Origin of the sequence: Mesorhizobium sp. M1E.F.Ca.ET.045.02.1.1, from assembly GCF_003952485.1 — a bacterium.
In the GTDB taxonomy this organism is placed as follows: Bacteria; Pseudomonadota; Alphaproteobacteria; order Rhizobiales; family Rhizobiaceae; genus Mesorhizobium.
Map to the genome: position 1 here is coordinate 2058849 of NZ_CP034447.1, position 14322 is coordinate 2073170.

The 14322-nt window shown below is 65.0% G+C and carries 14 protein-coding genes; 12 read left to right on the plus strand and 2 right to left on the minus strand.

Annotated features, from left to right (window positions below; translation table 11 throughout):
* Positions 1–77 precede the first annotated feature (77 nt).
* On the minus strand, positions 78–239 hold the full coding sequence (locus EJ070_RS09875; protein WP_082296467.1) for a DUF1328 domain-containing protein: 162 nt from the start codon (positions 237–239) through the stop codon (positions 78–80).
* Between the two features lie 65 nt (positions 240–304).
* Complete coding sequence (locus tag EJ070_RS09880; protein ID WP_126091183.1) at positions 305–1315, minus strand: MBL fold metallo-hydrolase; 1011 nt, start codon at positions 1313–1315, stop codon at positions 305–307.
* Positions 1316–1448: 133 nt separating this feature from the next.
* On the opposite strand from EJ070_RS09880, the gene EJ070_RS09885 reads away from it, so the two are divergent.
* From EJ070_RS09885 to EJ070_RS09940, 12 genes are all read left to right on the plus strand, one after another.
* Complete coding sequence (locus EJ070_RS09885; protein WP_245464842.1) at positions 1449–1892, plus strand: hypothetical protein; 444 nt, start codon at positions 1449–1451, stop codon at positions 1890–1892.
* Between the two features lie 190 nt (positions 1893–2082).
* Positions 2083–2640 (plus strand): protease inhibitor Inh/omp19 family protein, encoded by a 558-nt coding sequence (locus tag EJ070_RS09890; protein ID WP_245464843.1) that lies wholly within the window; start codon positions 2083–2085, stop codon positions 2638–2640.
* A gap of 247 nt (positions 2641–2887) precedes the next feature.
* Complete coding sequence (gene zapE, locus EJ070_RS09895; RefSeq protein WP_126091184.1) at positions 2888–4087, plus strand: cell division protein ZapE; 1200 nt, start codon at positions 2888–2890, stop codon at positions 4085–4087.
* Between the two features lie 494 nt (positions 4088–4581).
* Positions 4582–5550 (plus strand): malate dehydrogenase, encoded by a 969-nt coding sequence (gene mdh / locus EJ070_RS09900; protein ID WP_126091185.1) that lies wholly within the window; start codon positions 4582–4584, stop codon positions 5548–5550.
* 24 nt (positions 5551–5574) lie between these two features.
* Complete coding sequence (gene sucC, locus EJ070_RS09905; protein WP_126091186.1) at positions 5575–6768, plus strand: ADP-forming succinate--CoA ligase subunit beta; 1194 nt, start codon at positions 5575–5577, stop codon at positions 6766–6768.
* Between the two features lie 4 nt (positions 6769–6772).
* Complete coding sequence (locus EJ070_RS09910) at positions 6773–7144, plus strand: cupin domain-containing protein (RefSeq protein WP_126091187.1); 372 nt, start codon at positions 6773–6775, stop codon at positions 7142–7144.
* A 2-nt stretch (positions 7145–7146) separates the two neighbouring features.
* Positions 7147–7644, plus strand: a complete 498-nt coding sequence (locus EJ070_RS09915) for a DUF1579 family protein (RefSeq protein WP_126091188.1) — start codon at positions 7147–7149, stop codon at positions 7642–7644.
* A 12-nt stretch (positions 7645–7656) separates the two neighbouring features.
* A complete protein-coding gene (gene sucD, locus EJ070_RS09920; protein ID WP_126091189.1) occupies positions 7657–8559 on the plus strand; it encodes a succinate--CoA ligase subunit alpha in 903 nt (300 codons plus the stop codon).
* Positions 8560–8703: 144 nt separating this feature from the next.
* Positions 8704–11691 carry a 2-oxoglutarate dehydrogenase E1 component gene (locus tag EJ070_RS09925; RefSeq protein ID WP_126091190.1) on the plus strand — a complete coding sequence of 996 codons (2988 nt, stop codon included), beginning with the start codon at positions 8704–8706 and terminating at the stop codon, positions 11689–11691.
* 50 nt (positions 11692–11741) lie between these two features.
* Positions 11742–13022: a 2-oxoglutarate dehydrogenase complex dihydrolipoyllysine-residue succinyltransferase gene (gene odhB / locus EJ070_RS09930; RefSeq protein ID WP_126091191.1), complete on the plus strand. Its 1281-nt coding sequence runs from the start codon at positions 11742–11744 to the stop codon at positions 13020–13022.
* 35 nt (positions 13023–13057) lie between these two features.
* On the plus strand, positions 13058–13570 hold the full coding sequence (locus EJ070_RS09935; protein ID WP_126091192.1) for a hypothetical protein: 513 nt from the start codon (positions 13058–13060) through the stop codon (positions 13568–13570).
* Complete coding sequence (locus EJ070_RS09940) at positions 13567–14322, plus strand: SDR family oxidoreductase (protein WP_126091193.1); 756 nt, start codon at positions 13567–13569, stop codon at positions 14320–14322. The genes EJ070_RS09935 and EJ070_RS09940 overlap by 4 nt, the downstream gene beginning before the upstream one ends.

The window sequence follows — 14322 nt, forward strand, 5'->3', positions numbered from 1 at the left end:
GGAAACGGGCGGGAATTACCAGTCCGGCGCGCCAGCGACGACCAAGAGGTCGCGCTGCGACGACCAAGAGGTCGCGCTTAGGTTACCGCGAAGACGCCGAGCACGATCAGCAGGAAGATGATCAGCACGATGCCGATCAGGATGCGCGCGCCCAAGGCGGCAGCGCCGGCCAGCGCCGGCATGCCGAGCAGGCTCGCGGCCGCGGCGACAATCAGAAGAATGATGATCCACTTGATCATGAGACGGGCTCCCTGCCGAATTGTGTCAAGGAAGCAACGCGGCTTTGCGCTTCAGGTTCCGCGACCTAGGCCGACGGCACGTCCCACACTTCGCCCGGACGCATGGCGCGGAAACGCTCGTGCGAAAAGCCTTCGGCCGCCAATGCCTCGGCCAGCCTTTGCGCCGGCTCGTCGATCGGCTCGTCGGTGAGCTGGAAGGTGCCCCAGTGGCAGCCGGCGGCGTGGGCGGCGTTGCACAGCTTCATGCCCTGCACGGCTTCCTCCGGGTTCTGATGCTGCGGCGCCATGAACCAGCGCGGCTCGTAGGCGCCGATCGGCAGGATGGCCAGCCGAAAGCCGCCGTGTTTTTCCGCCATCAGCCGGTAGTTGGTCCCGCCATGGAAGCCGGTGTCGCCGGCGAAATAGACCTTGCCGCCCGCCGTCTCGATCACGAAGCCCGCCCACAGCGCCATGCGGCGGTCGCGCGCCCCGCGCGCCGACCAGTGATGCGCCGGCTCGATATGGATGACGGCGCCGTTGCCGACCTCGATCCTGTCGCCCCAGTCATGCGCCGTGAGCCTGATGCCGGGCACGGCGCTGCCGATGATGGCGTCGTTGCCGAGCGGCGTGACCACCAATGGATCATGGCCGTGCTTCAACCGCCGCAGCGTGGCGAGGTCGAGATGGTCGTAGTGGTTGTGGCTGACCAATACGAGATCGAGCGGCGGCAGGTCGGAGAAGGCAATGCCTGGCGCATTGACCCGTTTCGGGCCGGCGAAGGCGAAGGGCGAGGCGCGCTCGGACCAGACCGGGTCGATCAGAATGTTCAATCCGGCGGTCTGGACGAGCAGCGAGGCGTGGCCGACCATGATGAGCCGCAGCATCTTGCCTTCGACGCGTCTGTCCGGCTTCGCTTGCGGATAAGGGCTTGGATGGGCCGCCGGCCATTTCGAGCGCCCGCCGTTCAATTGCCATTTGAGAAGATCGGCGAAGCGCCCGGGCGGCTTGCCGTCGGGATTGAAGAACAGGGCGCCGTCGAAATGGTCGCTGGGCGGGCCGCTGTAATAGCGGTTGGCTGCTCTCTTTCCGGCGGCCATCGTCTCTCCCGTCCGCTCTGTTCCACTTCCCAGAAATAAGGTCGCGGCCGACTGGCGCAAGCATTTCGCTGGCGAATGCCAAGGGCCGGGGGCCGGCCTCGTATAGGGTCGGTGGCGTGGAAGGGACAACGCCGTGGCAAAGAAACGAACCAAGACGCCGTGGATGAAGGCCGAGGATTTCGGCCGCTCGCTGCCGCGTGGGGTGGGCGTGAACCTCTTGGTCACCGACATGGCGGCGATGGAGGCCTTCTGCCGCGACGTGCTCGGCGCCGAAATCATCTATGCCGACGAGGATTTCGCGGCGATCGCGCTGCTGGGCTCGATCTTCATGCTGCATGCCGACCATAGCTTTCTCGACAATCCGATGACCGGCGTCATCGCCGGTGCCGAGACGCGCGGCGCCGGCATCGAATTGCGCCTTTATGGCGCCGATCCGGACGCGGTGGAGAAAAAGGCGGCGGCACTCGGCCACATCGTGCTTGCCGGCTCGATCGACAAGCCGCATGGCTTGCGCGAATGCCACATCGTCGGCCCGGACGGCTATGTCTTCGTGCCCTGCGCGCGCCTGCAAGCCTGAAATTTCAATATGTTACGACCCAGACTCCCGGCGTGACCCGGGCGCCCGACGCCTTGCGATAAATTTGCAACACCAGTTCCGAAAACCCTATTTTAACCATATCGGGTTGAAATTCTGCCACCTTCGCCATCTTGGTGAAGCAGGTGTTTTACGCGGACGGCGCCCCCCACCGGATCCGACGGAGGTTGGAATGACTTTTTCGATGACCCGCACTTTTTCGAAAACGGGCCTTTTGGCCGTATCGCTGGCCGCGCTCGTCGCGAGCGGCTGCTCGACCTCGCGGTTCTCGTCGATGGACGACCAGCAGCCGGCGCCGCTGACGCCGGCGCCCTCCGGCACGGTGACGCAGAACCAACTGCCACCACCGGCCGCCCCCGGCACCACCGATCCATCGCAGTTTCCGACGGCGCCGGCGAACAACCAGGTCGCCTCGCTGCCGCCGAATGGCGCGGCGCCCGCGGGCGCCGCGGACCTGACCGCGGCCAGCGTCGCCGGCGTCTGGAACGTCAACGTCTCCGGCCAGAGCTGCAAGGTGGCCACGCCGCAGACCAAGTTCGGCGCCGGCTATCGCGCCGGGCCGCTGCACTGCCCGGCTCCGGTCGACGGCATCAAGTCATGGAACGTCGCCGGCAAGCAGCTGACGCTCTATGACGAAAACGGCGGCGCGCTGGCCAGGCTCTATTCCTCCGGCGGCGAAAAGTTCGACGGCCAGACTTCCAATGGGCAGCCGATCTCGCTTACAAGGTAAGGGTGTGCTGATATTCAGGTGATGCCGGCCTGCGAACGGCGGCTTCCGGCCTTCGCCGGCCGAAGCACTTATGACTGGCGCGGAAGTCAAATTGAGGCTATGGCCGGCGTAGGCCGGTGCTCACGTACTTTAAGTACGCTCCGCTCCGGTTCTCGTAAGCCACCATTCTCGGCTCGGCCTGACCTGAATCTCAGCACACCTTGTCGCCCTCTTTAGAGCATTCTGCTCAATATAAATGACGTGACCTATGCATCTGCGTGACGGCCTCCAGACCCATGTGACCGTCAAGCAGCGCTACGACCATCTTGTCGAGACGGGCACGACCGAGCGCGACCCGGCGCAGGAGCGCATCGTCGCCGCGCTCGACCGCCTGACCGACGAGATTTCCGCGAAACGGCTGGCGCAGAAATCCAGCTCGCTGGGCTGGCTGTTCGCGCGCAAAAAGCAGCCGCGCGAGGTGGTGAAGGGCCTCTACATCTATGGCGGCGTCGGGCGTGGCAAGACCATGCTGATGGACATGTTCTTCGAGCTCTTGCCGGTCAGGCGCAAGCGCCGCGTCCATTTCAACGATTTCATGGCCGACGTGCAGGACCGCATCCAGAAGCACCGGGCGGCGCGCAAGAATGGCGACGTCAAGGAGGACGATCCGATCCCGCCGGTGGCGCGCGCGCTGGCCGACGAAGCCTGGGTGCTGTGCTTCGACGAGTTCTCCGTCACCGACATCGCCGACGCGATGATCCTGTCGCGGCTGTTCTCGGCGCTGTTTTCCAACGGCGTCGTGCTGGTCGCCACCTCCAACGTGGCGCCGGAGAACCTTTATCGCGACGGGCTGAACCGGCAGCTCTTCCTGCCTTTCATCGGCCTGCTCGAACGCAATACGCATGTGCTGACGCTCGATGCCGAGAAGGACTACCGGCAGGAAAAGCTCAGCCGCCTGCCGGTCTATGTCACGCCGGCCGATGAGGCGGCCGACCGCGCGCTCGACGAGGCCTGGGAGGCGATGACGCAAGGCATGCCGTCGGCAGAGGTGACGATCACGCTGAAAGGGCGGCACCTGGTCGTGCCGCGCGCCGCAGGCGATGCCGCCCGCTTTTCCTTTACCGACCTCTGCGAGAAGCCGCACGGCGCGCGCGACTATCTGGCGATCGCCGGCCGTTTCTCGACCGTCTTCATAGATCATGTGCCGGTGCTCGGCGAAGGCAAGCGCAACGAGGCCAAACGCTTCATCCTGCTCATCGACACGCTCTACGACCATCGCATGCGGCTGGTGATGAGCGCAGCCGCCCAGCCCTCCGAGCTCTACACCGCCAAGCGCGGCACGGAAGTGTTCGAATTCGAGCGCACCGCCTCGCGGCTGATCGAGATGCAGAGCCACGACTGGCTGGAAGGCTGGGCGGAGCGGCGGCAGGTCGAGGCGCCGGCAGAGGCTCGGCAGGCGAGAGGGTAGGGATATTGTTTCGCTACCCTCCTGCATCGCAGGAGATTGGCGAAACCCGGCGCGACGGCCGATCTCCCTCCTTGAGGGGGAGATGGCCGGCAGGCCAGAGGGGGTCGGTTCGACCGGGCTCGACGCAGACCGCGTCGGCGCTTCACGCGCGGTGACCCCCTCTGTCGCCTTTGGCGACATCTCCCCCTCGAGGGGGGAGATTTGGCGCCCGCATCACAAGGGCGTCATCGCCGGGATGAAGCCTTCTGATTTCGACGTCCATCTTGTAAGTTCTCCTCAGTCGGCTCAAAAACTTTGACGTTTACGTAATTCCCAAACCATCTAACCGATTGAAAACACTAGGGTCAAAATAATCGTTTGAATTTTTTGCACACCGGAGCTATTCGGTGCGGCGAAATCTCGCGGGTCCTCGCAGCATTCCAGCCTCCTCGACGCCGTCATCAAGTCTGCAAGGATTTGGGGCACGGTCACACACAAAGGGAAACCATCCTGACATGGCACGCAACAAGATAGCGCTCATCGGCTCGGGCATGATCGGCGGCACGCTCGCCCATATGATCGGCCTCAAGGATCTCGGCGACGTGGTGCTGTTCGATATCGCCGAGGGCATTCCGCAGGGCAAGGGCCTCGACATCGCCCAGTCCTCGCCGGTCGACGGGTTCGACGCCAGGCTGACCGGCGTCAACGACTATGCCGGCATCGAGGGCGCGGATGTGTGCATCGTCACCGCCGGCGTGCCGCGCAAGCCGGGCATGAGCCGCGACGACCTCTTGGGCATCAACCTCAAGGTCATGGAACAGGTCGGTGCGGGCCTGAAGAAATACGCGCCGAAGGCTTTCGTCATCTGCATAACCAATCCGCTCGACGCCATGGTCTGGGCGCTGCAGAAATTCTCCGGCCTGCCGACCAGCCATGTCGTCGGCATGGCCGGCGTGCTCGACAGCGCCCGCTTCCGCTATTTCCTGGCCGAAGAGTTCAAGGTCTCGGTCGAGGACGTCACCGCCTTCGTGCTCGGCGGCCACGGCGACAGCATGGTGCCTATGATCCGCTATTCGACGGTGGCGGGCATCCCGCTGCCTGACCTCGTCAAGATGGGCTGGACCTCGAAGGAGAAGCTCGACCAGATCGTGCAGCGCACCCGCGACGGCGGCGCCGAGATCGTCGGCCTCTTGAAGACCGGCTCGGCCTATTACGCGCCGGCGGCCTCGGCGATCGCCATGGCCGAATCCTATCTCAAGGACAAGAAGCGCGTGCTGCCCTGCGCGGCGCACCTTTCCGGCCAATATGGCGTCAAGAACACCTATGTCGGCGTTCCGGTGGTGATCGGCGCCGGCGGCGTCGAGCGCGTCATTGAGATCGACCTCGCCAAGGCCGAACAGAAGATGTTCGACAATTCGGTGGCGGCCGTGCAGGGCCTGACCGAGGCCTGCACCAAGATCGCCCCGCATCTCGCCGGCAAGTAATCGTCCTCCCCGGAGACCAAGCGCATGAACATTCATGAATATCAGGCCAAGGCGCTGCTGAAGTCGTTCGGCGCGCCGGTAGCGGACGGCGTTCCGGTGTTCAAGGCAAGCGAGGCGGAAGCCGCCGCCAAGGCGCTGCCCGGCCCGCTCTATGTGGTGAAGAGCCAGATCCATGCCGGCGGCCGCGGCAAGGGCAAGTTCAAGGAACTCGGCCCCGACGCCAAGGGCGGCGTGCGCCTGGCGAAGTCGGCGGCAGAGGTCGTCGCCAACGCCAACGAGATGCTCGGCCACACGCTGGTCACCAAGCAGACCGGACCGTCCGGCAAGCAGGTCAACCGCCTCTATATCGAAGACGGCGCCGACATCGAGCGCGAGCTCTATCTGTCGATCCTGGTCGACCGTTCGGTCGGCCGCATCGCCTTCGTCGTCTCGACCGAGGGCGGCATGGACATCGAGGCGGTCGCGCATGACACGCCGGAAAAGATCCTCACCGTCGCCATCGACCCGGAGAAGGGTGTCTCGGCGGATGACGTGAAGAAGCTCAACGCCGCGCTGAAGCTCGACGGCGATGCGGCACAAGACGGCGGCACGCTGTTCCCGATCCTCTACAAGGCCTTCGTCGAGAAGGACATGAGCCTGCTCGAGGTCAACCCGCTGATCGTCATGAAGAACGGCCATCTGCGCGTGCTCGACGCCAAAGTGTCGTTCGACAACAACGCGCTCTTCCGCCATCCGGACGTGATGGAGTTGCGCGACACCACCGAAGAGGACGAGAAGGAGATCGAGGCGTCGAAATACGACCTCGCCTATGTCGCGCTCGACGGCAATATCGGCTGCATGGTCAATGGCGCCGGCCTCGCCATGGCGACGATGGACATCATCAAGCTCTACGGCGCCGAGCCGGCCAACTTCCTTGATGTCGGCGGCGGCGCCTCCAAGGAGAAGGTCACGGCGGCGTTCAAGATCATCACCAAGGATCCGGCGGTCGAAGGCATCCTGATCAACATCTTCGGCGGCATCATGAAGTGCGACGTCATCGCTGAAGGCGTGATCGCCGCGGTCAAGGAAGTCGGGCTGAAGGTGCCGCTGGTCGTGCGGCTGGAAGGCACCAATGCCGAGCTCGGCAAGAAGATCATCAACGACAGCGGCCTCAACGTCGTGTCGGCCGACGACCTCGACGACGCGGCCAAGAAGATCGTCAAGGCGGTGAAGGGCTGAGCGGATGCCTCCGCGCAAGATAAACCTGGTCGAGGCGGCGGACGCGAAGATCGCCAAGGTCTTCGATCCGCACATTGCCGGCGATGTCAATGACAGCCAGGCCAAGGTCGCGAAGTTCGGCGAGGTGTTCGACTGGCACGCGCATGACAACGAGGACGAAGCCTTCCTCGTGCTGCGCGGCCGCATCGCCATCGACTTCCGCGACGGGCCGGTCGAGCTCGGCGAGGGCGATTTCATCGTCGTGCCGCGCGGCGTCGAGCACCGGCCGCGTTCACTCACTGCCGAGCCGGTGGTGCTGATGTTCGAGCCGGCGACGACGCTCAACACCGGCAACGCCAAGAGTGACCTCACCGTCACCGATCTGAAGCGGCTCTGACCATGAACGCGGCGCCTTTCTCCTCCCTCTCGGCCGATCACCAGCGCCTGCAGGCGCTGGTCGGCGCGTGGCGCGGCGAGGAAGAGGTGGCTGCCACGCAATGGACCGATGCCGGCGCGGCGACTTCGGAAGTGCTGGCGGAAGCGCAGTTCGGCGGCCTGTTCGTGGTGCAGCGCTATCGCCAGCGCCGCGACGGCACGGTTTCGTTCGGCGCGCACAATGTGTTCGGCTTCGACCAGCAGAACAGCCTCGTCACCATGCACCAGTTCGATTCCATGGGGTTTGTGCCGATGTTGCCGGCCACAGGCACGTGGAACGGGGGCGGGCTGGTTCTGGAACGGTCGTCGCCGCGCGGCGCCGCGCGCGTGACTTACAGTTTTGACGATACTGATACCTACCGCATGCGATTGCAGTTCAAGCCCGCCGGCAGCGATGCCTGGCAAGACATGGTGAGCGGGCTCTACCGGCGCGTTTCGCCTTCCTCGATCAACGGTTTTTAGAAAAGGGCCGCGATGTCCATTCTCGTCGACAAGAACACCAAGGTGCTGGTTCAAGGCCTGACCGGCAAGACCGGCACGTTCCACACCGAGCAGGCGCTGGCCTATCACGGCACCAAGATGGTTGGCGGCATCCATCCGAAGAAGGGCGGCGAGACCTGGACCGGCTCGAAGGGCGAGGGCCTGCCGATCTTCGCCACAGTCGCCGAGGGCAAGGAAAAGACCGGCGCCAACGCCTCCGTCGTCTATGTGCCGCCGGCGGGCGCGGCCGAAGCCATTCTCGAGGCGATCGAGGCCGAGATCCCGCTCATCGTCTGCATCACCGAGGGCATCCCGGTGATGGACATGGTCAAGGTCAAGGCGCGGCTCGACCGCTCGAAGTCGCGGCTGATCGGCCCGAACTGCCCGGGCGTGCTGACGCCCGACGAATGCAAGATCGGCATCATGCCCGGCAACATCTTCCGCAAGGGCTCGGTCGGCGTTGTTTCCCGCTCGGGAACGCTTACCTATGAGGCGGTCTTCCAGACCAGCAATGTCGGCCTCGGCCAGACCACCGCTGTCGGCATCGGCGGCGACCCGGTCAAGGGCACCGAGTTCATCGACGTGCTGGAGATGTTCCTCGCCGACGACGAGACCAAGTCGATCATCATGATCGGCGAGATCGGCGGCTCGGCCGAGGAAGACGCCGCGCAGTTCTTGAAGGACGAGGCCAAGCGCGGCCGCAAGAAACCGATGGCGGGCTTCATCGCCGGGCGCACGGCGCCGGCCGGCCGCACCATGGGCCATGCGGGTGCGGTGATCTCGGGCGGCAAGGGCGGCGCGGAAGACAAGATTGCGGCGATGGAATCGGCCGGCATCAAGGTCTCACCGTCGCCGGCTCGGCTGGGCACGACGCTGGTCGAGGCGATCAAGGGTTAAGGCAGTAGTGAGTAGGGCAGTAGTCAGTAGTGAAAAGGGACGAACGGGTGAGTAGCAGCTGAGCGGGGACTTCCACCTTCTACTCACTACTGACTACTCACTATTCCCCTCGAAAGGAGACGGAGCCAGGCTCCGCAGACGAAAATGGCAAGACAAGATCAGGCCAACGACCAATTCTCGCTCACCTCGTTCCTCTATGGCGGCAATGCCGATTACATCGACGCGCTCTATGCCGCCTATGAGGATAATCCGGCCTCCGTCGATCCGGAGTGGCAGGATTTCTTCGCGGCGCTGAAGGACGACGCCGGCGATGTGCGCAAGAACGCCAAGGGCGCTTCCTGGGCGAGGCCTTCCTGGCCGATGCAGGCCAATGGCGAGCTGGTCTCGGCGCTCGACGGCAATTGGGGCCTGATCGAGAAGCACATCGAAAAGAAGGTGAAGGACAAGGCGGTCGTCAACGGCGCGGTCCTTTCCGACGCCGACGTGCACCAGGCGACGCGCGATTCCGTGCGCGCCATCATGATGATCCGCGCCTTCCGCATGCGCGGCCATCTGCACGCCAATCTCGACCCGCTCGGCATCGCCAATCCGCTCGAGGATTATAACGAGCTGTCGCCGGAGAACTACGGCTTCACCGAAGCCGACTACGACCGGCCGATCTTCCTCGACAATGTGCTCGGGCTCGAGTTCGGCACCATCCGGCAGATGCTGGATATCCTCACCCGCACCTATTGCTCGACGCTCGGCGTCGAGTTCATGCACATCTCCGATCCGGAAGAGAAGGCCTGGATCCAGGCGCGCATCGAGGGCGCCGACAAGGAGATCACCTTCACCGCCACCGGCAAGAAGGCGATCCTGTCGAAGCTGGTCGAGGCGGAAGGCTTCGAACAGTATATCGACGTCAAGTACAAGGGCACCAAGCGCTTCGGCCTCGACGGCGGCGAGTCGCTGATCCCGGCGCTGGAGCAGATCATCAAGCGCGGCGGCCAGCTCGGCCTGAAGGAGGCCGTGCTCGGCATGGCGCATCGCGGGCGCCTCAACGTGCTTTCCCAGGTGATGGCCAAGCCGCACCGCGCCATCTTCCACGAGTTCAAGGGCGGCTCGGCCGCGCCCGACGACGTCGAGGGCTCGGGCGACGTGAAGTACCATCTCGGCGCCTCGTCGGACCGCGAGTTCGACGGCAACAAGGTGCACCTGTCGCTGACGGCCAACCCCTCGCATCTGGAAATCGTCGACCCTGTCGTGATGGGCAAGGCGCGCGCCAAGCAGGACCAGCTCGCCGGGCGCGAGCGCGGCGAGATCGTGCCGCTTTCCGAACGCGCCAAGGTGATGCCGCTGCTGCTCCACGGCGACGCTGCGTTTGCCGGCCAGGGCGTGATCGCGGAGATGTTCGGGCTGTCCGGCCTGCGCGGCCATCGCGTCGCCGGCACGCTGCATTTCATCATCAACAACCAGATCGGCTTCACCACCAATCCGCGCTTCTCGCGCTCGTCGCCCTATCCGTCGGATGTGGCCAAGATGATCGAGGCGCCGATCTTCCACGTCAACGGCGACGATCCGGAAGCGGTGGTGCATGCCGCGAAGGTCGCGACCGAGTTCCGCATGAAGTTCCACAAGCCGGTGGTGGTGGACATGTTCTGCTATCGCCGCTTCGGCCACAACGAGGGCGATGAACCGGCCTTCACGCAGCCGATCATGTACCGCAGCATCCGCACCCATAAGACGGTGGTGCAGGTCTACGCCGACAGGCTGATCGCCGAAGGCCACATCACCCAGGCCGAGGTCGACAAGATGCGGGCCGACTGGCGCGCGCATCTGGAGCAGGAATTTGAAGTCGGCCAGTCCTACAAGCCGAACAAGGCCGACTGGCTGGACGGTGCCTGGTCTGGCCTGCGCACCGCAGACAACCAGGACGAACAGCGGCGCGGCAAGACAGCCGTGCCGGTGCGCACGCTGAAGGAGATCGGCAAGAAGCTGACCGAGGTGCCGAAGGATTTCGAGGCGCACAAGACAATCCTGCGCTTCCTCGACAACCGCCGCCAGGCGATCGAATCCGGCGAAGGCATCGACTGGTCGACGGCCGAGGCGCTGGCCTTCGGCGCCATCCTGCTCGACGGCAATCCGATCCGGCTGTCCGGCCAGGATTCGGAGCGCGGCACCTTCTCGCAGCGCCATTCCGTGCTCTACGACCAGCGCGACGAAAACCGCTACATCCCGCTCAACAATCTGTCGGCGGCGCAAGCCGGCTACGAAGTCATCAACTCGATGCTGTCGGAAGAGGCGGTGCTCGGCTTCGAATATGGCTACAGCCTGGCCGAGCCGAAGGCGCTGACGCTCTGGGAAGCGCAGTTCGGCGATTTCGCCAACGGCGCCCAGGTGGTGTTCGACCAGTTCATCTCCTCTGGCGAGCGCAAGTGGCTGCGCATGTCGGGTCTGGTCTGCCTCTTGCCGCACGGCTATGAGGGCCAGGGGCCGGAACACTCATCGGCGCGCCTCGAGCGCTTCCTGCAGCTCTGCGCCGAGGACAACATGCAGGTGGCGAACGTCACCACGCCGGCCAACTATTTCCACATCCTGCGCCGGCAGTTGAAGCGCGACTTCCGCAAGCCGCTGATCCTGATGACGCCGAAGTCGCTGCTGCGCCACAAGCGGGCAGTGTCGACGCTTCCGGAAATGTCGGGCGAAAGCTCGTTCCACCGGCTTTTGTGGGACGATGCGCAGCTGTTGCCCAATCAGCCGATCAAGCTGGTGAAGGACTCAAAAATCCGCCGCGTCGTGCTCTGCTCGGGCAAGGTCTATTACGACCTCTACGAGGAGCGCGAGAAGCGCGGCATCAACGACATCTACCTGCTGCGCGTCGAACAGCTCTATCCGTTCCCGGCCAAGGCGCTGATCACGGAACTGTCGCGCTTCCGCAATGCCGAGATGGTGTGGTGCCAGGAGGAGCCCAAGAACATGGGCGCCTGGTCGTTCATCGACCCCTATCTCGAATGGGTGCTGGCGCATATCGACGCCAAGCATCAGCGGGTGCGCTACACCGGCCGGCCTGCCTCGGCCTCGCCGGCGACAGGGTTGATGTCGAAGCACCTCAGCCAACTCGCCGCCCTGCTCGACGACGCGCTGGGTGAATAGGCAGAGCGGACGAAACAGACCTCAAGAAGAGAAAAGAACGGACAGGCACAATGGCTACCGAAATCCGCGTCCCCGCACTCGGCGAATCCGTCACCGAGGCGACCGTCGGCAAGTGGTTCAAGAAGGTCGGCGACGCGATCGCCGCCGACGAGCCGCTGGTCGAGCTCGAAACCGACAAGGTGACGGTGGAGGTGCCTGCCGCGGGTGCCGGAACGCTTGCCGAGATTGCCGTCAAGGAAGGCGAGACGGTCAATGTCGGCGCGCTGCTCGGTTCGATTTCGGCTGGCGGCGGCGCCGCCGCGCCGGCAACCAAGCCGCAGGCGGTGGCGCAGGCCTCGAGCCCGGACGCCGCGTCCACGGTCAAGCAGGCCGTGGCCGAGACCGCCAAGATGGCCGGCGACGCCGGCCCGATCGAGCCGCGCACCATGCCGCCGGCGCCGGCCGCCGCCAAGCTGATCGCGGAGGCCAATCTCTCGGTCGACCAGCTCTCCGGCTCGGGCAAGCGCGGCCAGGTGCTGAAGGGCGACGTGCTCGACGCGATCGCCAAGGGCGCGCCGTCGCAGCCGGCCGAGGCGCCGAGAGCGGCGCCCGCGCCCGTCGCTGTCCGCGCCCCGTCCACGCCGGACGACGCCTCGCGCGAGGAGCGCGTGCGCATGACCAAGCTGCGCCAGACCATCGCGCGCCGCCTCAAGGAGGCGCAGTCCACCGCCGCTATGCTCACCACCTTCAACGAGGTGGACATGAGCGCGGTGATGGCGCTCAGGGCCAAGTACAAGGACGTGTTCGAGAAGAAGCATGGCGTGAAGCTCGGCTTCATGGGCTTCTTCACCAAGGCGGTGACGCATGCGCTGAAGGAGATCCCGGCCGTCAATGCCGAGATCGACGGCACCGACATCATCTACAAGAATTTTGCCCATGTCGGCGTCGCCGTCGGCACGGACAAGGGACTGGTGGTGCCGGTGGTGCGCAACGCCGACCAGATGTCGATTGCCGAGATCGAGAAGGAGATCGGCCGGCTGGGGCTCGCCGCGCGCGACGGCAAGCTCTCGGTTGCCGACATGCAAGGCGGCACCTTCACCATCTCCAATGGCGGCGTTTACGGGTCGCTGATGTCGACGCCGATCCTGAATGCGCCGCAGTCCGGCATCCTCGGCATGCACAAGATCCAGGAGCGGCCGATGGTGGTCGGCGGCCAGATCGTCATTCGCCCGATGATGTATCTGGCGCTCTCCTATGATCACCGCATCGTCGACGGCAAGGAAGCGGTGACCTTCCTCGTGCGCGTCAAGGAAAGCCTGGAGGATCCCGAGCGTCTGGTGCTCGATCTCTGAGTGGCCAGGGTGGCGGCGCGCGATCGGGGCGGCGAATGACAGCCCGTCTGCTTGGCGCCGCCAGACCGGTCGTGCTTGCGGCCAGCGCGGCTCTCGTGGCGGCCGATGCCCAGGCCGCATGCCCGATCCAGCTCGCCGTCTATGGCGAGGCGCAAAGCGGCGCCGAGATCGACTTCACCCCGACCGGCACCTCGGCGACGATCACCAACAGCTTCCGCATGATCCTCGACAACAATACCGTGCTCGACGGCATCGCCATGTGGACCGAGGGCTCCGCCTCGCGCCCGCACGGCTCGCTGATGTACAAGTGCCCGACCGGCGACGTCACCGGCGAGGAGCTTGCCGCCTGCACGGTCTGGGAAGGCGTCATCTACAGGGCGGATGAGAAGGGCGGCGTCGGCCTGCTGCCGGCCGAGGGCGCCGATGCGCCGAAAAGCCTGATCTTTCCCGATCTCGGGCCGTCATTGCAGATGTCGGCCGCTTACGGTCCAGCCGGCTTCTCCAAAGTGCCGTGGGACGTCTTTACCCTGAAGGGCTGCCAGGAATGAGCACGCACAAGAAGACGCTGCTGGTCACCGGCGGCAGCCGCGGCATCGGCGCCGCCATCTGCCGGCAGGCAAATCAGGCCGGCTATCGCGTTGCGGTCAACTATGTCTCCAACCAGCTTGCCGCCGATGCGCTCGTCGCCGAGCTCGAAGCCGCCGGCGGCGAGGCCTTCGCGGTCAGGGGCGACATCGGCGACGAAGCCGATGTGATCGCGATGTTCGAAACGGTGGACAAAGCCTTCGGCCGGCTCGACGCTTTCGTCAACAATGCCGGCATCGTCGACGTCAAGGCGCGTGTCGACGAGATGAGTGCCGAGCGGGTCGAGCGCATGATGCGCATCAACGTCGTCGGCTCCTTCCTCTGCGCCCGCGAGGCGGTGAAGCGCATGTCGACCCGCCACGGCGGCAAGGGCGGCGCTATCGTCAATCTGTCCTCGGCGGCGGCGAGACTCGGCTCGCCCGGCGAATATGTCGACTATGCCGCCTCCAAGGGCGCGATCGACACGCTGACGATCGGGCTGGCGCGTGAAGTCGCGCTGGAAGGCATCCGCGTCAACGCGGTCAGCCCCGGCATCACCGAGACCGAGATCCATGCCTCCGGCGGGCAGCCGGACCGCGTGGCGCGGATGCAGGACATGCTGCCGATGAAACGGGCGGGCACGGCCGATGAGGTCGCCAGCGCGGTTCTCTATCTTCTGTCGGACGCGGCCTCCTATGTAACGGGCGCGATCCTCAATGTGAGCGGCGGCCGCTGA